Raw genomic sequence first — 19,104 nt, 5'->3', positions numbered from 1 at the left:
CTTTTTTCTCCATTATAGTAGATACACCATGAAATCGACAACAAAAAAGGGACGTTACTCTATTATTCACTTTTTGTAAATATGTTAATTTTTCGAAAAAACTAAATTTTTATATAGATATAATCCTATGAATCTATTAAAATTATGTCGTATGATGTCAGATTATAAAAAAAGGAGAATTATATTATGTGGAAAAAAATCATTCCTGCTGTTGCCGTTTTAAGCACCATTACTTTTTCAACCGTATTCGCCGCTCCCCCATCTCAGAATCCAGCTGAACAAAACCGCTACATAGACGTACAAATGCTTGGTATTAATGATTTCCATGGACAACTAGATACTGTTAAAAAAATCAATAATAAAGAAGCTGGTGGCGCCGATTACTTAGCTACTTATTTAAAAGAACATAAAAAACAAAACCCTAATACACTTCTCGTACATGCTGGTGATATCGTCGGAGCTAGTCCACCAGTTTCAGCATTATTACAAGATGAACCGACGATTGAATTTTTAAATGACTTAAAATTTGATGTCGGTACAATCGGGAACCATGAATTTGATGAAGGCATTGATGAAATGAAACGCCTCATTTACGGTGGATATCATGAAAAAACAGGGAATTTCAAAGGTGCTAACTTCCCCTATGTAGCTGCTAACTTCTATAACAAATCAACTGGCCGCTTATTTTTACCACCATTTACTATAAAAATGGTAGATGGTGTTCCTGTAGGATTCATTGGGGTTGTTACAACTGATACACCAAATGTCGTTATGCCTACGATGCTTAAAAATGTACAAATTACTGATGAAGTAGAAGCAATTAATAAATCAACACAACAATTAAAACGCCTCGGCGTTAAATCTATCATCGTTCTTGCTCATGTCGGTGGAACAACCGATGAGTCTGGGATAACAAATGGCGATCTTACTCGAATTGCAAATGAAACAGACTCAGAAGTTGATGTTATTTTCGGTGGACATAGTCATACGTATGTAAATGGTACAGTAAATAATAAACTAATTGTCCAAGCAAATTCATACGGAACGGCTTTCTCAGACGTGGATGTAACAATTGATCGTAAAACAAAGGATATTGTAAAGAAAAAAGCTGAAGTTGTTACAACGTATCATGAAGGTGTAGAACCTGATAAACAAGTAAAGAAAAAACTAGATCAATATAAAGAAAAAATCGCACCACTTGTAAATGAAGTAGTCGGAAAATCTACAGCACCTATCGACCGTAAACAAAATGATGCTGGTGAATCCACTCTTGGAAATTTAGTTGCCGATGCTCAGCGTCAAACGATGCAAACCCAAATCGCCCTCATGAATCCTGGTGGCATTCGTAATGACTTAGATGCTGGTGATATTACGTGGGGTGAGTTATACGGCATTCAACCTTTTGGAAATCAATTGATTAAAGTAGATTTAACAGGTCAAGACATTGGCGATATTTTAAATCAGCAATGGCAAAAAGGAACAACAAGAATGCTTCAAATTTCAGGTATTCAATATACGTGGGATGCAAATAAACCAAACGGTGAAAAAGTTACAAATATACGTTTAACAAACGGAGAAGAATTATCTCCATCTACAACGTATAGCGTAGTTGCAAATGCCTTCTTAGCTTCTGGCGGTGACGGATTTGTATCATTTAAAAATGGTAAAAATGCAGAAACTGGTCCAAACGACTTTGAAGCGTTAGTCGATTACGTAAAACAATTAAAAGAACCCATTCAGCCAGTTATTGATGGAAGAATTCAAAAAGTAAATTAAGTTTTTCTCTAATAATAAATTTCATTTTTCACACCATAAAGGATTTGTACTGATCCTCTATTTTATACGTAATATACATCATAAAAAGGATACTCGTTCTTCCAATGAACATAGTATCCTTTTCTTTAGTTATCAAAATGTGATGCTTTGTCAACTTCATATTGCTGTAAAAATTGTTGCAACGCTTCTTCTACAAGTTTAGATTTTTGAATTCCTTTCGATTCTGATATAAGGTCCAATCTTGCTAATATTTCTGTATTAATAGAAAAGGTTCGTCTCTTTTTCTCTGTACTTTTACTCACAATTGGTGCAATTACTTCTTCTCTTTTTCTTAATAACTCATAAATGCTTTGTAATTGCTCATAAATTAATAATTGATAATCTGTTTTCTCATATTGAAGGGCGGTCGCTTCTTGGAGTTGTAAGTGACGTGGTTCTTCTCCATCTCCTACAAAAATACGTTTCTTCTGCTCTCCATCATATTCATATCCAATCAATCTTAATTTCTTCGATAATGTATACGGGCTTATTTCAAGACGCTTTGCTATAATAGCGATGGATTCCCGTCTATTTAAACCATCTATAATTTCTCCAATCGTCACAATTTCCCTCCTCCCGTGTTGAAATGACACTAGTATGGTATGTTACAATGATTTTCTAACAGTATATGCAAAATGAATAGCCTGTGCGATTCATACGATTTCACAAAAGGAGGTTTTCAATATGCTTTTTCGTAGCTACACCCCTCAGTTCTATAACGAAAACAAACAACTCATTCCTAATAGTATCGCTACGATAGAAAGCGTTATGATTAATAATCGAAAACAAACTCTCCTTATGCGTGGGCAAAACGTAGAGCAGCCTATTTTATTATGCTGTCACGGCGGACCTGGGATGGCACAAATCGGATTTATTCGCCATTTTCAAAAAGAATTAGAGAAGCAATTTATTGTTATTAATTGGGATCAGCGCGGGGCTGGTAAATCCTTTTCAATGAAAGATTTCGGAGCAAATTTCACAATCGAACAATTCGTTTCCGATGCAAAAGAAGTGATTCAATATGTACTTAAAAGGTTCAACAAACAAAAACTATTTCTCGCTGGTCATTCTTGGGGAAGTATTATTGGGCTTAACATAGCACATCAATATCCAAAGTATATCCAGGCTTACATCGGTATTGGGCAAATTGTACATATGAAACAAAATGAAGAATTGCTATATCAACATTTAATTCATTCTGCCAAAAAACATGATCATAAAAAAGCATTGGCTTCCCTTTTAAAATTAGGCAAACCACCATTTTTAGATACGAGACGTCTCATTATTCAGAGAAAGTGGCTTGGCACATTTGGAGGCGCAATCCAAAACGGATCTTCCTTCTCTTTCATACGAAAAGGTTTCTTTTCTCCTGAGTATACGCTATTAGATTGGTTCAAGTTTCTCGCAGGAAATTTAAAATCTGGCGTTTTATGGGAAGAAATGCTGACAATCGATTTCTTTTCTTCTATCTCAAGTTTATCTATTCCAGTTTATTTTTGTTCTGGTCGCTATGATTATCAAACTCCTTATGCACTCGTTCAGGAATATTGCGATATTATTGAAGCGCCTATAAAAAAGATGATCTGGTTCCCAAATTCAGCACATTCTCCTGATTTAGAAGAACCAGAATTATTCGCCAATTCTTTGCAATCAATTAAACAAGAGCTAGCTTTTCAGCATTAGTAACAAAAGGCTCTTTTACATTTCATAGAAAACATTTTATAATAATATGTCGCAAGTATGTATAAACATAGCAAAATGTTTCATATTTACTTGTCTTAACAGAATAAAAATTTAGGGAGATTACATTTATTATGAACGCTGTACTCGTCGCAGTAGCAATTATGCTATTGCTTAGTTTGTTACGTGTCCAGGTCATTGTCGCCATCATTGTTGGAGCTTTAACAGGCGGAATTATCGGCGGACTCGGTATCTCAGAAACAATTAACACTTTTACAACTGGTCTTGGAAACAGTGCTCCAATCGCTTTAAGTTATGCAATGCTTGGTGGTTTCGCTATTTCCCTTTCCAAAACAGGACTTCCAGATGCTATGATTCAAACTGCATTAAAATGGATTGGCAATGAACAAGACACGAAAAAACAAATTTATTCTAAAATACTTATTTTATTCATTATTTTAACGATGGCTTGTTTCTCACAAAATGTGATTCCTGTTCACATTGCTTTCATCCCCATCTTAATTCCAGCACTTTTAAAAGTATTAAATGAGCTGAAAGTGGATCGCAGACTTGTCACATGTATTATTACATTTGGATTGATTACTCCTTATATGTGGATCCCTGCAGGGTTCGGAAAAATTTATCATGACGTATTACAAACCAACGCTGCGCAAAGCGGCCTTACATTCGATGTCACACTTATTCCAAAAGCAATGACTATTCCAGCAATCGGTATGATTATTGGATTATGTGTAGCGGTATTCATTACGTACCGAAAACCTCGTACGTATGAAACAGAACAAATTCATACTACCGAAAATGAAATCGTTCCCTATACAAAACGTAGCATTACTTTCGGGTTATTATCTATCATTGCTACATTAACTGTTCAATTAACTACAGAATCAATGATTTTCGGTGCTTTAGCAGGTATTATCGTCTTATCAGTTAGTGGCAGTCTACCACTTAAAGAAGCAGATGCGATATTAACAAGCGGAATGCGTATGATGTCCTTTATTGGCTTTGTTATGATCGCTGCCGCTGGATTCGGCGCTGTTCTTCGAAAAACAGGACATGTTGAATCTCTGGTGCAAACGAGTGCACATATAATCGGAAATAACAAACCACTCGCTGCATTTCTTATGCTCGTTATTGGACTTCTCGTCACGATGGGAATTGGTTCATCCTTTTCAACCATCCCTATCTTAACAACCATTTTTGTACCTCTTTGCATTCAGCTTGGATTTAGTCCAATGGCCACAATTGCAATTATCGGTACAGCCGGAGCGCTAGGTGACGCAGGATCTCCAGCATCGGATAGCACCCTTGGACCAACATCCGGTTTAAATGCTGATGGTCAGCACCATCATATATGGGATACATGTGTACCCACTTTTCTACATTACAATATACCGTTACTTATATTTGGCTTTATTGCCGCAATTACATTATAAAAAGGTGCGTATAAAACGCACCTTTTACTTTTTTATTTTTCCTTTTAATTGTTGAAAAGCTACTTTTCCGTTATCTTTGACACTGCTTTCAATTGTCGATAGTGATGAACCTATCCATTCACACTCTATGCTCCCATTCGGTCCAACAATTTTTAATTTATTTGGTATATGTATATTTAGAAATCTCGCTGACCGAATTAACTCAATAGCAATCTGATCACTTGAGGCTACAATTCCATCTATATACGGATTGTTTTGCAATAATGTAATAAATTGTTTATTTGTATACCCTTGTACACATTCTTCTCGATAAGAGATTCCTTCATCCCAAACAGCGTCTAAAAACCCTGCTATATGATTTTCCATTTCTTCACTTTCTTCTCCCTCACCGAAATATGCAAGAAAGTGACACCCTTTCTCTTTTAATAAAGAAACAGCTCTCTGTCCACTTTCATAATAATTTCCATGTGATTGTTGCTCATCAATCACAACAAACGGAAATGGAATTTCTCCTATACTTTTAAAAACTGCTCTTGTCAAAATAACACCTGCAATATTATTTTGCTTCAGCATATGTATGTATCTATCTTTATTCTCTATATTACAAATAATGATTTGATAGCCTTCTTTATATGCTATTCCCTCAATACAATGTAGCAAAGTGATGTTTGATGGGTTACTTAAATTATCTACAAGTAATGCAATTATCGTTGAATTCTCTTTAAATAGTGGCTTCGCTGCACTGTTTGGCCTATAACGTAATTCTTCAATTGCTTCCTTTACTTGTTTTACTGTGTCCTCATGAACGTATCCTTTTTCATTAATAACTCGTGAAACGGTTGCGACTGAAACACCTGCCAATTTTGCAACATCACGTATAGTTGCCACATCGTCACCCCTTAATATGGTAATAGATTACAATTTTACGGTAACCTAAATTACACTCACCGTCAAGATTAATGACTTATATTTCTGAAAATTGTTACATCATTTCACTAAACGATACTCCAACTGAATTTCATGTAAAATTGGGATATTATCATATCCAATACGTGGAATTTCTTTCTTTATTTTTCGTGCCTCCTCTACCGCATTCACATATAAATTAGTCATTACAAAATTACGTTTTTGGTAAAATCGTAACGCATTCATATTATCATTTGTTGTAATAAGCCAGACCTGGCTGCACCGTTCTTCTTCTGCAACTTGTAATACACAATCCACAAGTTTCGTCCCTATTCCTTTTCTTTCTTCAAAGCTATCCAGCGATACAATTTCGCACATATTTCCGCTCACTTCATACGTTACAATTCCGATTATTCTGTCATCTAAGAGTGCAACAAAACCTGGCAACTCTTCTAACTGATGTCCCTTACCACGTGAAATCATCAATGAACTTCCCCAGTTCTCACACATGAACATTCGGATTGTTTCTTTCATCGCTGACGTAATTTTTTGTATATGCAGCATTTCCTATTTCTCCCCTTTTATATCATTGTGATACAATATAAGTGTATCACATGTAACGGTATTTGGAGGATGAGGTAAAGTATGAAACGTTTTTTTGCAGCATTGTTTACTATACTAGGTGCAATAACTGCCCTTGGGATTTTCTTTACAAATAAAGTGATGTACTTAAAGAAAAAAACAGAGGAAGAAGTACTCGAAAGAGAAACGAAAAAACATTTTCGTATAGAGGATTTTGATGCTCTTCATAAAGAAGAAATTCATATCCCTTCTCAATTCGGATACGACCTTCACGGATATTACATTCCTGCTGGTCACTCCAATAAGTTTATGGTTTTTTGCCACGGTGTAACTGTAAATAAAATAAACTCTGTAAAATATGCAAACTTATTCTTAAAAAGGGGATATAACGTCCTCATTTACGATCATCGTCGTCATGGTAAAACTGGCGGAAAAACAACAAGCTATGGATACTATGAAAAACATGATTTAAAATCCGTAGTTGACTGGCTAAAAAACCGTTTTGGCACCAATATTACACTTGGTATTCATGGTGAATCTATGGGAGCTGCAACACTTCTTCAATACGCAGGACTTTTAGAAGATGGTGCTGATTTCTATATTGCAGATTGTCCTTTCTCTGATTTTCACGGACAATTACAGCACCGTTTAAAGGTTGAATTCCATTTACCAAAATGGCCTTTATTACCTTTAGCAAACGCATTTTTGAAAGTTCGTGACGGTTATACAATTCGTGAAGTTTCACCAATCGACTGTATAAAAAATATTAACAATCCCGTTCTCTTTATTCATAGTAAAGATGACGACTATATTTTAGCTGATATGACAAAAGCGTTATATGAAGCGAAAGAAAATAATAAACAACTTTATATTGCAGAACACGGTGCACACGCTTGCTCTTATAACGAAAATAAAGAAGAATACGAAGCAGCCGTCGATCAATTTTTAAACACCTATGTGAAAGAAACAAAAAACAGGCTTGCATAAGCCTGTTTTTTATTGCGCTAAAACGTCTGTAACTTGTTCCATATTTTCAGAAATCCAGTGCATTGCATCATCTAACGTTGGGAATTCTGTCGTTTGAAATGTTACTTCATCTTGAAGTAACCAAACATCCTTTGCCTCTTGCCCTACACCTGCAATGGACCAATGTAACAAACTATATGGATGATTATCATTCAAAAATGATGCCCACGTGCGCTCATTTGCAATATTTCGTAATGTATGTAATTGTTTATCCATCTCTCGTCACCTTACTCTAGTCAGTTATGAAAACTATTATAACACTCTCTTCTTTCTCAAACAAAGTGCTCTTTTTTCCCCGCTATTTGCGGGCAGTAAAACTCTCACCTCAAAATTCGGCTGAAACAAAGAAGTTAGGTGGGAGATTAACTGCCCCTAAAAGCCCGATTGGTTCAACTAATAATTAGTGGGGGATGCCTTCCCCACTAATTAAAGTTTCACTTTATATTGCCAAGCACTTCCCTTGATTATATGATGAAATTAAGCGTTTGGGAAGGAGGGATAACGTTGGCAAAAGTACAAATTAAAGTAAATGATAATGGCTCTTTTCGCGTTACAGGGGACGTGGAATTAGTCGACTCACAAGGGAATGTATTCCCAGCAAAACCGGCATTTTCTTTATGCCGTTGTGGTTTATCAAAAAATATGCCTTATTGCGACGCTTCGCATAAAGGTAAATTCGAGTCTGTTGTTAGAGCACCAGAGGCAGAATAATTTTACATGTGACATGCACATTTTTTTGTGCATGTTTTTTCTTTTTAGCAACTCCGTTATATCTCTTCTCCTTACAACATTTCTAATACTTTTATTTCCATTCCAGCCTGCATATATTTTCACACAATTCTTCACATTCGAATATTTTTTACTAGCCTTTTATTTTTTTTGTGCTATAATTTGAGCAAACAGCATCCTTCGGGGTCGGGTGAAATTCCCAACCGGCGGTGATGAAGTGAAAACTTCTAAGTCCGTGACCCGTTTTCAACTCGAAAACGGTGGATCTAGTGAAACTCTAGGGCCGACAGTATAGTCTGGATGGGAGAAGGATATGTTTCTAGTTTTTTATATAGTGAATACACTTTTATTTCAGTATGCATATTTTTAAAGATTCATTTTGATTCTTTATATATGTTTAATTTTCTATACTTATTTTTTATACTGAAATAAAAAGAGACAACTAGCGTTTAAAAATTCGATATTTTGCTAGGTTTTTTCCTTATGCAGAAATATCAATTATCGTTAGGTTTCTTTCCTATGCTTTCGTATTCAAACTATATTTCTAGAAATCACGTCTCCCAAACCCCAAGGATATTAAATCCTTGGGGTTTTTTGATTTTTTTAGGAGAGGTGAAGAAAATGACAGATCAAGAATATATGAGGATTGCCCTGCAGTTAGCAGAAGGGACATCAGGACAAACAAGTCCGAATCCTATGGTTGGTGCTGTTGTTGTAAAAGATGGAAACATCGTTGGTATGGGCGCTCATTTACGAGCTGGTGAAGAACACGCAGAAGTTCATGCCCTTCAAATGGCTGGTCAGAACGCCAAAGACGCTACCGTTTATGTAACACTGGAACCGTGTAGCCACTTTGGAAAAACACCACCTTGCTGTGAATTGCTCATTGAAAAAGGAGTTAAGCGTGTTGTAATTGCTACTCTCGATTGTAATCCGCTCGTTTCTGGTAACGGAAAAAGAAGATTAGAGGAAGCTAGAATTGAAGTAACTACCGGTATTCTTGAAGCAGAAGCGCTTTTATTAAATCGCTACTTTTTTCACTACATGAAAACGAAACGCCCTTTTGTAACAATCAAAACAGCAATGAGCTTAGATGGAAAAATAGCAACTGTAACTGGTGAAAGTAAGTGGATTACAGGTGAAGAAGCACGTGCTGATGTTCACCAATATCGCCATACACATGATGCAATTCTTGTTGGAGTGAATACAGTTATAGCTGATAATCCTCATTTAACAACAAGAATTCCAAATGGTGGGAAACATCCTATTCGCGTTGTTTTAGATACCCATTTACGAACGCCACCATCTTCTCATGTTATAACAGATGGTTTAGCACCGACATGGATTATTGTCGGTAAGGATGTAAAGAAAGCGAAGATATCTTCTTATGAATCTAAAAATATAGCTATATTCCAAATGGAAACGAAGTATATAGAAATCGAGGACCTTCTTTCCTTTCTTGGAGAGAAACAAATTCTTTCTCTATTCGTTGAAGGTGGCCAATCAATTCATGCAAGTTTCTTAAAAACAAATAATTTTAATGAAATTGTAACCTATATAAGCCCGAAATTAATTGGTGGGAAAGATGCTCCTACTTTATTTGGAGGAAATGGTTTTTCAAAATTACAAGATGCGCTTTCCTTGAAAATTCAAGAGATGAAACAAATTGGTGATGATATAAAAATCGTTGCGAATGCCCGAAACGAGGTGACGAAATGTTTACAGGAATTGTAGAAGAATTAGGAACGATAGCAAACATGCAACAAAGCGGAGAAGCGATGAAATTAACGATTCATGCAAAGAAAATTTTATCAGATGTTCACTTAGGTGATAGTATCGCGGTTAACGGTATTTGCTTAACTGTAACAAGCTTTACAACTACTTCATTTACAGTTGATGCAATGCCTGAAACGATGCAGTCGACATCACTTCGCATGCTTAAACCGCACTCTAAAGTAAATTTAGAGCGAGCAATGGCTGCAAACGGACGATTCGGTGGACATTTCGTTTCAGGACATATTGATGGCATCGGAACGATTTTAAATAAAAAACAACATTACAATGCCGTCTATTACAAAATAGCAATTTCTGATGAACTGCTGCACTATTGTTTGCAGAAAGGGTCCATTGCTGTTGATGGAACGAGTTTAACGATATTTGATATAGACGAATCTTCCATAACGATTTCACTCATCCCGCACACAGTAAGCGAGTCTGTCATTGGAGAAAAAAATGCCGGAGATATCGTAAACATTGAGTGTGACATGATTGGTAAATATATCGAACGCTTTATTACTAAACCTACAAAACGAGTAGGTTCAATGACTGAAAGCTTTTTACAAGAAAACGGATTTCTATAAGGGGGAAGAACAATGTTTCATCGTATTGAAGAAGCTCTAGAAGATTTAAAACAAGGTAAAGTCGTTATCGTATGTGATGATGAAAACCGAGAAAATGAAGGCGATTTTATTGCTTTAGCAGAGTACATTACACCAGAAACAATTAATTTTATGATTACACATGGCCGTGGTCTCGTTTGTGTACCGATTACAGCAGGGTACGCAGAACGTCTACAATTAGAACCAATGGTATCTCATAATACAGATTCACATCATACTGCGTTTACAGTGAGCATTGACCATGTTTCTACAACAACAGGGATTAGCGCTCACGAACGTGCAACTACGATACAAGAATTGTTAAACCCTGCATCAAAAGGCACTGATTTCAATCGACCTGGACATATCTTTCCATTAATTGCGAAAGAAGGCGGTGTCCTGCGTCGTGCAGGTCATACAGAAGCTGCTGTTGATTTAGCAAAGCTATGCGGTGCCGAACCAGCTGGAGTTATTTGCGAGATTATAAATGAGGACGGCACGATGGCACGTGTACCTGATTTAATAGAATGCGCAAAACAATTTGATATAAAAATGATTACAATAGAAGATTTAATTGCTTACCGCCGCCATCATGAAACACTTGTGACGAGAGAAGTGGAAATTACATTACCTACAGATTTCGGTACTTTCCACGCAATTGGCTATTCTAACTCATTAGATACGAAAGAACATATCGCACTTGTAAAAGGTGATATTTCAACAGGTGAACCGGTACTTGTACGTGTTCATTCTGAATGCTTAACAGGAGATGTATTCGGTTCACATCGCTGCGATTGCGGACCACAACTCCATGCAGCACTTGCTCAAATTGAGCGTGAAGGAAAAGGTGTTCTTCTTTATATGAGACAAGAAGGAAGAGGCATTGGGCTTCTTAATAAGCTTCGTGCTTATAAATTACAAGAAGAAGGATTCGATACTGTAGAAGCAAATGAAAAACTCGGCTTCCCTGCTGATCTTCGTGATTACGGTATCGGTGCTCAAATATTAAAAGATTTAGGTTTACAAAGTTTACGATTATTAACGAATAACCCAAGAAAAATTGCTGGCTTACAAGGTTACGATTTAGAAGTAGTCGAGCGTGTACCGTTGCAAATGCCGGCAAAAGAAGAGAATAAATCGTATTTACAAACGAAAGTAAACAAATTAGGACACTTACTAAACTTATAATTAAAGGAGAGATTTATTATGGTATTCGAAGGTCATTTAGTTGGTACAGGATTAAAAGTTGGAGTTGTTGTTGGACGTTTTAACGAATTTATTACAAGTAAGTTACTTGGCGGCGCTTTAGACGGATTAAAGCGTCACGGTGTAGAAGAAAATGATATTGATGTTGCTTGGGTTCCTGGTGCATTTGAGATTCCTTTAATCGCTAAAAAGATGGCTAGTAGCGGAAAGTATGATGCTGTTATTACATTAGGTACTGTAATCCGAGGTGCTACAACTCACTACGATTACGTTTGTAATGAAGTAGCAAAAGGTGTTGCGTCATTATCACTACAAATGGACATCCCAGTTATTTTCGGCGTATTAACGACAGAAACAATTGAACAAGCGATTGAACGCGCAGGTACGAAAGCTGGTAATAAAGGATATGAATCAGCTGTTGCTGCAATTGAAATGGCTCACTTATCAAAACAATGGGCATAAAAAAAGAGGCTGCGGCCTCTTTTTATTTTTTTACCTTTTTTTGTACATCTTTTATTAATTCATTCATCGTTTTTCCTTCTGTTTTTATATGAAGAGCTTGTGCTGTTCTCCATACATTCTCTCTTTTTTTCGCTTCTTCTATAATAGTAATTTCTTTTCTAACTTCCTTTAAATCTTTTCCTTCCGTTTTCAATCCAAAATGTTCAGCTTTCGTTCGAAAGTGTTGTTCGATTCTTTGTTGCATCTCTTTTTGTTCAGGATTTTCAGCAGCCTTAACTGGATCAGAACTTATTGCTTTTATTAAAATTAAACAAGTCATAATCGCTAATATGTATTTGTACATGTAAAATCCTCCAACCCAATATAAATTACATATTTACTATGTACAACTAGGGCTTGGAAAATTCGTCCACAAAAATTCTTTTTTTCGTTCAAAAACCAATAGCATCAAGCGTTTACAACTATTTATTACATTTTATTTACAAAAAAAGCAAACCCTTTTACAAGTTTGCTTTTTCATCTATCCTATAATGCACATTCTTCAATCTCAAATCCTAAATCTGCAATCATACCCCAGTCCGCATTCGGCTCTTGTCCAGCTGTCGTTAAGTAGTCCCCGACAAAAATAGAATTTGCTGCAAATAAACCGATTGGCTGTACAGAACGTAAATTGATTTCACGTCCTCCTGAAATACGAATTTCTTTTGTTGGGTTTACAAAACGCATCATTGCCAGTACTTTTAAACATTCTACTGGTGTTAACTCTTTTTGCCCTTCAAGAGGTGTCCCCTTTACAGCAACAAGGAAATTACAAGGGATAGAATCTGCATCTATACGTTGTAATTCAAATGCAATTTCAGCACGCTCTTCAATTGTTTCTCCCATGCCAAAAATCGCTCCAGAGCATGGTGAAATACCAGCTTGTTTTGCTTTTTGAACTGTATCAACACGATCATCGTACGTATGAGTTGAACAAATACTATCGTAATTATTTGCATGTGTATTTAAGTTGTGGTTATAACGATGCACGCCTGCTTCCGCTAAACGTCCTGCTTGATCTTCATTTAAGAAACCTAAACAACAACAAATCTTCAAGTCTGTCGTTTCACGAATTTCCTTAACTGCTCCAATTACGTGATTTACCTCTTTATCCGTCGGACGACGACCAGACGCTACAATACAATATGTACCTGCTTTACGGCGTATTGCTTCATGTGCCCCTTCTACAATCTTCTCCTGCGTTAACCATGCATATTTATCAATCGGTGCTTCTGAAATAATAGACTGTGAGCAATATCCACAATCTTCAGGACATAATCCAGATTTCGTATTAATAATCATATTCAATTTTACTTTCTTACCAAAATGATGATGGCGAATAATGTAAGCTGCATTCATAATTTCTAAAACTTCTGTATCATCAGCTTCTAATATCGCTATTGCATCTTCTTTCGTAATCATCTTCTCTTCCACTACGTCGTATGCTAGTTTTTTCCAATCCTTTTTTGTTTGCACTTGTTTCATTTCATCTCTTCCCCTCTTTTGTTATATGCATAAATAAAGCATGATACGTTGCCATTATCCCTTCATTTCCCGTGAAGTCTCTTTCGTATATGCGTAGCATCGCACGAAAGAGTGAGGGACTTTGACAATATGATCCTTCATTGCTATTAGTTGCTCCTACTTTTCGAATAGAATGCAGAAACTCCTTAACTTCTGTAAAACTCTCTATGTAACATGTTTCAGAAACATGCACCTCCCCTGTTTCTATCTTGCATATATGAAGCAACTGATCTTTTGAATAAAAACGTTGACCAATCGATGTTTCATTTTTTATATTTCTTTCTTCTTTCGCACGTTGGAACGAAGCATGCAATTCTTGAAATGTTTCATGTCCAAACGTTGAAAAGAGTAATATCCCATCTATAGACAAATGTTGAAATAAATTTCTTAACACTTGTTGTAAATTATTTAACCATTGAAATGTAGCATTTGAAATAATGACATCATATGATTCTTCTAATCGTAATCGCTCAATATCTTCACAGTGAAACGTTACATTTTTTACATTTTGTCTAGTTTGCGCAATCGCAATCATACTTTCAGCAAAATCAACTGCTGTAATATGTGCTTTCGGAAATAACTTTGATAATTGCTCTGTTACATAACCCGTCCCGCACCCCAGTTCTAAAATACGTATCGGTGCCGTTTCACTATATCGTTCCTTTAAGATTGAAAGTAATGAATGTGCCATCTTTTTTTGTACATTTGCATATCGATCGTAAGATACGGCTGCCCCATTAAACCGTTTTTGTAGTAACGTTTTGTTGATCATGTCGTATCCCCTCTACAAATTGAATTATCTCATTTGCGCAATATTCAAAATTCGTTACACATAATGCATGCCCTGCTTCACTTACTACTTTCAGCTCGCTGCTGCTATTCTCCGTCATACTACGTGCCGCAGACAATGGGCATATTACATCCTGTTCTCCGTGGATAAGTAGTATAGGTACTTTAATTTCTTTTAGTTCTTCTCTCATATCTGTTTCTATTAAATAATCCAAACCTAGTTGTAAAGACTGAATAGAATCACCTTTAAAATGTTCTACAATGTCCTCAAAGTTTTTGTTCTCTTTTAGCTCATCTTTCGTAAACATATTTTCATAAAACCGCTTGAGCGTATCTTCTTTCCTTCTCGCCAAATTCCTTTTCAGCCGTTCTACATGCAAAGCATTCCATCCATTACTATAGTCGCTCGTATTTGTAAATTTAGCGGTCCCACCAATTAATACGATACCTTTTGCCTCAATCTTTTTATAAGCTTCAACTGCTGTTAACGCTCCTAGTGACCATCCAACTAAAATTACGTTGTCGTTATGCGCTACATCTATAATTCGTTCCGTAAATTCACTTCGTTCTTTCACATTACGCCAATCTATGCATTCAACAGGATATCCTTTAAAATACGGAAGTACTAAATCCCAAATATTCTCTTCCATTCCCCATCCGGGGATAAAAATAATCTTTAGCTCGTTCATACGAAAATCTCCTCTTCTTTCGCAATGTGAATAATTCGGTCAATAGCCCATTTTAAATCAGCTATTGTATGTTGCGATGTAACTGCAAAGCGAATTCGAGAACTATGAACCGGCACAGTTGGCGGACGAATTGCAATGGCCGCAATCCCTGCCTCTTGCAACCTTTTACTAAATCGTAAAGCATGTTCATTTGAACCGACTACAATCGGTACAATATGAGTTGAACTATTCCCAATATCAAAACCAGCATCCCTTAATTTAGTTCTGAAGTATTCTCCGTTTGCTATAAGGTTCTCTCTTCTTTCGTTATCTTCTTTTACAATTTCAATTGCTTTTTGCACTGCTCCTAACGTACTTGGTGGTAAAGCCGTAGTAAAAATAAAGCTTCTCATCATATTTTGTAAATACTCTATATAAATTTCATCGCCTGTCAAATACGCACCATAACACCCTAAAGCCTTGCTAAACGTCCCCATATGTATATCAATTTTTTGAGCAAGTTTTTTTTCTATATGAGATAACCCAGCTCCGCCGATTCCATATATTCCACTCGCATGTGCTTCATCGACTATAATGATTGCCCCGTATTTCTCTTTCAGCTGTACTAAATCTCTCAAATACGCAGTATCACCATCCATACTAAAAACGGTATCTGTTACGATTAATTTCCTTTTTTCAGGCGAAGCCATTTTCAACAGCTTCTCTAAATGATCCAAATCATTATGACGATACCTTTTATGCTCTGCCCCGCTTAATATGATTCCATCAACAATACTTGCGTGATTTAACTTATCACTAAAAACAATATCGTGCCGAGAGGCTAAAGAAGATATGGCACCTATATTTGCCGTATACCCACTATTTACAATTAAAGCTCTTTTAGTACCTTTCCAGTCACATATGCTTCTCTCAACCTCTTCATATAATGGATGATTTCCTACAACGAGACGAGAGGCAGTCGCTCCAGTTCCATATCTTTTTGTACAGGCAATAGCAGCTTCTTTTAACCTTTCATCTCCAGCTAACCCTAAATAATTATTTGACGCTAAATTTAACATCCTTTTTTTATCTCGAATAAGCCAAGTCTCTTCTGCCTTCTCTGTTACATGCAAATCACGATACTGCCCTTGCTCATGTAATTGTTGTAATTTAGATTGAAGGTGCGCCCGCCAATTTTGATTCATTTTGGATAAACTCCTCTAATTTTGAAATCATAATATGTTCTTTTGCAGATTCTAATACTTCTTCTTTCGTAAACTCACCTTCAAAGAATGGTAATAATCCTAAAACTGGTACCCCGCTCAGCTCTTCAATCATTTCTTTATTTTCTTGCACTCTTTCCATTTCACATTCTTTGCAACCTGATAAAATGACACCCGCTACGGTTAAGCCATGCGCCTTTGCGTAAGCAATCGTTAACACTGTATGATTTACTGTTCCTAATGTAGGACGAGCTACTACAATAAGAGGCAACTGTAATTCTTTTGCAAAATCAATTACTAAAGCATCTTCTGTATATGGGACAGCAAGCCCACCTGCTCCTTCTACAAATAAGCTATTAAACTCTTTTAATAGTTCATTATAGTAATCAGTAATTTCTTTTAACTTTACTACTCTTCCAGCTCTTTTCATGGCAAGTCTCGGAGCAAGTGGTTCTTCAATAGAATAAGGGCAAATTTCATTTTCTTGTGTCGGTACACCTGATAATGCTTTTAACCTTGCTGCATCTCCCTCAGGGTTTGATGCAACATGCCCACTTTGTAACGGTTTATACACCCCTACGTTATATCCTAATTCTCTAAATACACCTGCTATAGCACCTGCAACTACTGTTTTTCCAACTTCAGTATCCGTTGCTGTTATGAAAAAACCACTCATTATTCTCCCTCCGTAACATCCGAGATTGCCTTATATAAAATGCGTAACATATCATCAATCTCTTCAAAAGTAGAAGCAAGTGGCGGCATAAATACAATCGTGTTACCTAGCGGTCGTAAAATCATACCCAGCTCTCTTGAGCGTTTACATACTTGAACACCGATCCTCTCTGTCCAGTCAAACGCTTCTTTCGTTTCCTTATTCTTCACAAGCTCAATACCAACCATTAATCCGCACTGACGAATATCACCTACATGTTTATACGCAAAGAGCTTTTCTAATTGCGCTGCCACATAATCCGTTTTACGTGCCACTTCTTCTATTAAATTTGTTTTTTCATATAGTTCTAGATTCGCGATTGCTACCGCACACCCTAACGGATTGCCTGTGTAGCTATGTCCATGAAAAAATGTTTTTTGTTCTTCATATTCTCCTAAGAAGGTATTATATATTTCATCTGTCGTTACCGTAACTGCAATTGGTAAATATCCACCTGTTAAACCTTTCCCAGCAGTTAAAATGTCTGGCGTCACATTTTCATGTTCACACGCAAACATTTTCCCTGTACGCCCAAATCCAGTCGCTACCTCATCTGTAATAAATAATACATTGTACTTAGTACATAAATCGCGCAGTCCTTTTAAATATCCTTTTGGCATTGTAATCATCCCGCCAGCACCTTGCATTAATGGCTCTACAATGATGGCAGCTACTTCTTCATGCTTTTCTTTCAACAATTCTTCCATTTCTTCTAAATGGCTTTTTACAATTTCCTCCTTATTATTTCCGTAAGGAGAACGATATGTATATGGATACGGCATTTTAATCGCATCAAATAAGAGCGAACTATACACTTGGTGAAACAAGTCTATTGCTCCTACCGAAACAGCTCCAATTGTATCACCGTGATATGCTTCTTTTAATGTAACGAATCTTTGTTTCTTTGGTTTCCCTTTATGCTGCCAATATTGGAAAGCCATCTTAATTGCAATTTCAACAGCCGTAGAACCTGAATCAGAATAGAATACCTTCTTCAATCCATCTGGTACAACCTCAATAATTTTTTCTGCTAATAAAATAGATGGAACGTTAGCAAGTCCTAACATAGTAGAATGAGCAATTTTATTTAATTGCTCACGAATTGCTTCATCTAATTCCGGTACTTGATGTCCGTGAACATTTAACCATATAGATGAAACACCATCCCAATATTCATTACCATTTACATCGTATAGCTTTCTTCCCTCTCCACGTTCAATAATGACAGGATCTTCTTCTAAATAATCTTTCATTTGTGTAAATGGGTGCCATACGTAAGCTTTATTTTTCTCTGCTAATTCTTCATATGTATAAGATGATTTTTCAATCGTTTTACTTTTTATTGTCACAATTGCCACCCCTAATGTTAACTTATTTATAAATATAGTTAACATTAAATCCGAATGACTGTCAATTATTTTAAAATCAAATAGTTCTTAAAAAAGAACAACTTATCATACGATAAGTTGTTCTACTTTCCATGCTGTATCTTTCCAATTTCTAAAATAATTTCTTCATCTTTTTTCCCCTCTGTATCAATTCCAAGTTGCTTAGCGTGCTCAATTAATAAATCATGACGCTTCTCAAACCTAGCGGTATTTACTTCTTTCGTAACCTCTTCTTTTGTTTTCCCCTCAGTAGAAACTCCTAGTTTCTCTGCTGCTTTTTCCATTGATTTCTTCTCTTCTATTTCTTTTACTTTCTTCACTTCTGACTGTTGTATTTGCTTTTGTTTCAACTGCTGTGATTCAGCCGCAAAAGCTGTGTAAATTCCAGCACTTCCGCCAACGACTAGTAAGGTGGTAAAAAGAATTATTTTTTTCTTCACTCTTTCCTCCCCTTTCAAATTCATTATAACGTACAAAATTAGAGCTTTAAAACAATTATCCTTTATTTCCCTAAAAAAAC

21 protein-coding genes and 1 riboswitch are annotated in these 19,104 nt (G+C 36.2%); of the genes, 9 read left to right on the top strand and 12 right to left on the bottom strand.

Annotated features, from left to right (window positions below; translation table 11 throughout):
- The first annotated feature begins 186 nt into the window (after positions 1-186).
- Positions 187-1,776 carry a bifunctional metallophosphatase/5'-nucleotidase gene (locus CGQ22_RS04150; protein WP_089148301.1) on the top strand — a complete coding sequence of 530 codons (1,590 nt, stop codon included), beginning with the start codon at positions 187-189 and terminating at the stop codon, positions 1,774-1,776.
- Positions 1,777-1,901: 125 nt separating this feature from the next.
- Here CGQ22_RS04150 and CGQ22_RS04145 read toward each other — a convergent pair whose 3' ends face one another.
- Positions 1,902-2,378 carry a ribbon-helix-helix domain-containing protein gene (locus tag CGQ22_RS04145; protein WP_000151930.1) on the bottom strand — a complete coding sequence of 159 codons (477 nt, stop codon included), beginning with the start codon at positions 2,376-2,378 and terminating at the stop codon, positions 1,902-1,904.
- Between the two features lie 121 nt (positions 2,379-2,499).
- Here CGQ22_RS04145 and CGQ22_RS04140 point away from each other — a divergent pair, with 121 nt between their 5' ends.
- Positions 2,500-3,498, top strand: coding sequence for an alpha/beta fold hydrolase (locus CGQ22_RS04140; RefSeq protein WP_000898976.1), 999 nt, complete (start codon positions 2,500-2,502; stop codon positions 3,496-3,498).
- A gap of 131 nt (positions 3,499-3,629) precedes the next feature.
- Positions 3,630-4,949: a Na+/H+ antiporter family protein gene (locus tag CGQ22_RS04135; RefSeq protein ID WP_074593470.1), complete on the top strand. Its 1,320-nt coding sequence runs from the start codon at positions 3,630-3,632 to the stop codon at positions 4,947-4,949.
- Positions 4,950-4,973: 24 nt separating this feature from the next.
- On the opposite strand, the gene CGQ22_RS04130 is transcribed toward CGQ22_RS04135, so the two are convergent.
- Together CGQ22_RS04130 and CGQ22_RS04125 are read right to left on the bottom strand one after the other, a co-directional pair.
- Complete coding sequence (locus CGQ22_RS04130) at positions 4,974-5,837, bottom strand: LacI family DNA-binding transcriptional regulator (RefSeq protein WP_074593469.1); 864 nt, start codon at positions 5,835-5,837, stop codon at positions 4,974-4,976.
- A gap of 99 nt (positions 5,838-5,936) precedes the next feature.
- Complete coding sequence (locus CGQ22_RS04125) at positions 5,937-6,419, bottom strand: GNAT family N-acetyltransferase (RefSeq protein WP_000902443.1); 483 nt, start codon at positions 6,417-6,419, stop codon at positions 5,937-5,939.
- An 81-nt stretch (positions 6,420-6,500) separates the two neighbouring features.
- Here CGQ22_RS04125 and CGQ22_RS04120 point away from each other — a divergent pair, with 81 nt between their 5' ends.
- Positions 6,501-7,424 carry an alpha/beta hydrolase gene (locus CGQ22_RS04120; RefSeq protein ID WP_000819229.1) on the top strand — a complete coding sequence of 308 codons (924 nt, stop codon included), beginning with the start codon at positions 6,501-6,503 and terminating at the stop codon, positions 7,422-7,424.
- A gap of 9 nt (positions 7,425-7,433) precedes the next feature.
- Here the strand turns inward: CGQ22_RS04120 and CGQ22_RS04115 are convergent, their stop codons facing one another.
- Positions 7,434-7,679, bottom strand: a complete 246-nt coding sequence (locus CGQ22_RS04115; RefSeq protein ID WP_089148300.1) for a DUF2552 family protein — start codon at positions 7,677-7,679, stop codon at positions 7,434-7,436.
- 288 nt (positions 7,680-7,967) lie between these two features.
- Here CGQ22_RS04115 and CGQ22_RS04105 point away from each other — a divergent pair, with 288 nt between their 5' ends.
- The 5 genes from CGQ22_RS04105 to ribH all read left to right on the top strand — a co-directional run bounded on the left by CGQ22_RS04105 (position 7,968) and on the right by ribH (position 12,238).
- The gene (locus tag CGQ22_RS04105; RefSeq protein WP_001151582.1) at positions 7,968-8,174 is read left to right on the top strand and encodes a CDGSH iron-sulfur domain-containing protein; all 207 of its coding nucleotides are present in this window, start codon (positions 7,968-7,970) and stop codon (positions 8,172-8,174) included.
- A gap of 190 nt (positions 8,175-8,364) precedes the next feature.
- A riboswitch (FMN riboswitch) is annotated at positions 8,365-8,508 on the top strand.
- 305 nt (positions 8,509-8,813) lie between these two features.
- On the top strand, positions 8,814-9,926 hold the full coding sequence (ribD, locus tag CGQ22_RS04100; RefSeq protein WP_000131982.1) for a bifunctional diaminohydroxyphosphoribosylaminopyrimidine deaminase/5-amino-6-(5-phosphoribosylamino)uracil reductase RibD: 1,113 nt from the start codon (positions 8,814-8,816) through the stop codon (positions 9,924-9,926).
- Positions 9,908-10,552: a riboflavin synthase subunit alpha gene (gene ribE, locus CGQ22_RS04095; protein WP_000493906.1), complete on the top strand. Its 645-nt coding sequence runs from the start codon at positions 9,908-9,910 to the stop codon at positions 10,550-10,552. Before ribD ends, ribE begins: the two co-directional genes overlap by 19 nt.
- Before the next feature lie 12 nt (positions 10,553-10,564).
- On the top strand, positions 10,565-11,758 hold the full coding sequence (ribBA, locus tag CGQ22_RS04090; protein WP_000468985.1) for a bifunctional 3,4-dihydroxy-2-butanone 4-phosphate synthase/GTP cyclohydrolase II: 1,194 nt from the start codon (positions 10,565-10,567) through the stop codon (positions 11,756-11,758).
- Positions 11,759-11,776: 18 nt separating this feature from the next.
- Positions 11,777-12,238: a 6,7-dimethyl-8-ribityllumazine synthase gene (gene ribH / locus CGQ22_RS04085; protein ID WP_000230895.1), complete on the top strand. Its 462-nt coding sequence runs from the start codon at positions 11,777-11,779 to the stop codon at positions 12,236-12,238.
- A 22-nt stretch (positions 12,239-12,260) separates the two neighbouring features.
- Here ribH and CGQ22_RS04080 read toward each other — a convergent pair whose 3' ends face one another.
- From CGQ22_RS04080 to CGQ22_RS04045, 8 genes are all read right to left on the bottom strand, one after another.
- Complete coding sequence (locus CGQ22_RS04080) at positions 12,261-12,581, bottom strand: hypothetical protein (protein WP_000280032.1); 321 nt, start codon at positions 12,579-12,581, stop codon at positions 12,261-12,263.
- A 182-nt stretch (positions 12,582-12,763) separates the two neighbouring features.
- Positions 12,764-13,762, bottom strand: coding sequence for a biotin synthase (bioB, locus tag CGQ22_RS04075; RefSeq protein ID WP_089148299.1), 999 nt, complete (start codon positions 13,760-13,762; stop codon positions 12,764-12,766).
- Position 13,763: 1 nt separating this feature from the next.
- The gene (gene bioC, locus CGQ22_RS04070) at positions 13,764-14,573 is read right to left on the bottom strand and encodes a malonyl-ACP O-methyltransferase BioC (RefSeq protein ID WP_000608901.1); all 810 of its coding nucleotides are present in this window, start codon (positions 14,571-14,573) and stop codon (positions 13,764-13,766) included.
- Positions 14,539-15,279, bottom strand: a complete 741-nt coding sequence (locus CGQ22_RS04065; RefSeq protein ID WP_001004162.1) for an alpha/beta fold hydrolase — start codon at positions 15,277-15,279, stop codon at positions 14,539-14,541. The genes bioC and CGQ22_RS04065 overlap by 35 nt, the downstream gene beginning before the upstream one ends.
- Positions 15,276-16,463, bottom strand: a complete 1,188-nt coding sequence (gene bioF, locus CGQ22_RS04060; protein ID WP_001075422.1) for an 8-amino-7-oxononanoate synthase — start codon at positions 16,461-16,463, stop codon at positions 15,276-15,278. The genes CGQ22_RS04065 and bioF overlap by 4 nt, the downstream gene beginning before the upstream one ends.
- Complete coding sequence (gene bioD, locus CGQ22_RS04055) at positions 16,429-17,157, bottom strand: dethiobiotin synthase (RefSeq protein ID WP_000012471.1); 729 nt, start codon at positions 17,155-17,157, stop codon at positions 16,429-16,431. Before bioD ends, bioF begins: the two co-directional genes overlap by 35 nt.
- Positions 17,157-18,590 (bottom strand): adenosylmethionine--8-amino-7-oxononanoate transaminase, encoded by a 1,434-nt coding sequence (bioA, locus tag CGQ22_RS04050; protein ID WP_002164169.1) that lies wholly within the window; start codon positions 18,588-18,590, stop codon positions 17,157-17,159. The genes bioD and bioA overlap by 1 nt, the downstream gene beginning before the upstream one ends.
- Positions 18,591-18,667: 77 nt before the next feature.
- A complete protein-coding gene (locus CGQ22_RS04045) occupies positions 18,668-19,024 on the bottom strand; it encodes a hypothetical protein (RefSeq protein WP_000726909.1) in 357 nt (118 codons plus the stop codon).
- Positions 19,025-19,104 lie beyond the last annotated feature (80 nt).

The sequence above is a fragment of the Bacillus sp. M13(2017) genome, from assembly GCF_002218325.1.
GTDB lineage: Bacteria > Bacillota > Bacilli > Bacillales > Bacillaceae_G > Bacillus_A > Bacillus_A thuringiensis_K.
Note: the sequence above shows the minus strand (reverse complement) of the source record. Positions and strands in the feature narration are given on the sequence as shown.

Excerpts from the sequence above, each read along its gene's own strand:
- CGQ22_RS04150 (WP_089148301.1), top strand. The coding sequence starts at position 187 with ATGTGGAAAAAAATCATTCCTGCTGTTGCCGTTTTAAGCACCATTACT.
- CGQ22_RS04140 (WP_000898976.1), top strand. The coding sequence starts at position 2,500 with ATGCTTTTTCGTAGCTACACCCCTCAGTTCTATAACGAAAACAAACAA.
- CGQ22_RS04135 (WP_074593470.1), top strand. The coding sequence starts at position 3,630 with ATGAACGCTGTACTCGTCGCAGTAGCAATTATGCTATTGCTTAGTTTG.
- CGQ22_RS04125 (WP_000902443.1), bottom strand. The coding sequence starts at position 6,419 with ATGCTGCATATACAAAAAATTACGTCAGCGATGAAAGAAACAATCCGA.
- CGQ22_RS04120 (WP_000819229.1), top strand. The coding sequence starts at position 6,501 with ATGAAACGTTTTTTTGCAGCATTGTTTACTATACTAGGTGCAATAACT.
- CGQ22_RS04115 (WP_089148300.1), bottom strand. The coding sequence starts at position 7,679 with ATGGATAAACAATTACATACATTACGAAATATTGCAAATGAGCGCACG.
- ribD (WP_000131982.1), top strand. The coding sequence starts at position 8,814 with ATGACAGATCAAGAATATATGAGGATTGCCCTGCAGTTAGCAGAAGGG.
- ribE (WP_000493906.1), top strand. The coding sequence starts at position 9,908 with ATGTTTACAGGAATTGTAGAAGAATTAGGAACGATAGCAAACATGCAA.
- ribBA (WP_000468985.1), top strand. The coding sequence starts at position 10,565 with ATGTTTCATCGTATTGAAGAAGCTCTAGAAGATTTAAAACAAGGTAAA.
- ribH (WP_000230895.1), top strand. The coding sequence starts at position 11,777 with ATGGTATTCGAAGGTCATTTAGTTGGTACAGGATTAAAAGTTGGAGTT.
- CGQ22_RS04080 (WP_000280032.1), bottom strand. The coding sequence starts at position 12,581 with ATGTACAAATACATATTAGCGATTATGACTTGTTTAATTTTAATAAAA.
- bioB (WP_089148299.1), bottom strand. The coding sequence starts at position 13,762 with ATGAAACAAGTGCAAACAAAAAAGGATTGGAAAAAACTAGCATACGAC.
- bioC (WP_000608901.1), bottom strand. The coding sequence starts at position 14,573 with ATGATCAACAAAACGTTACTACAAAAACGGTTTAATGGGGCAGCCGTA.
- CGQ22_RS04065 (WP_001004162.1), bottom strand. The coding sequence starts at position 15,279 with ATGAACGAGCTAAAGATTATTTTTATCCCCGGATGGGGAATGGAAGAG.
- bioF (WP_001075422.1), bottom strand. The coding sequence starts at position 16,463 with ATGAATCAAAATTGGCGGGCGCACCTTCAATCTAAATTACAACAATTA.
- bioD (WP_000012471.1), bottom strand. The coding sequence starts at position 17,157 with ATGAGTGGTTTTTTCATAACAGCAACGGATACTGAAGTTGGAAAAACA.
- bioA (WP_002164169.1), bottom strand. The coding sequence starts at position 18,590 with ATGTTAACTATATTTATAAATAAGTTAACATTAGGGGTGGCAATTGTG.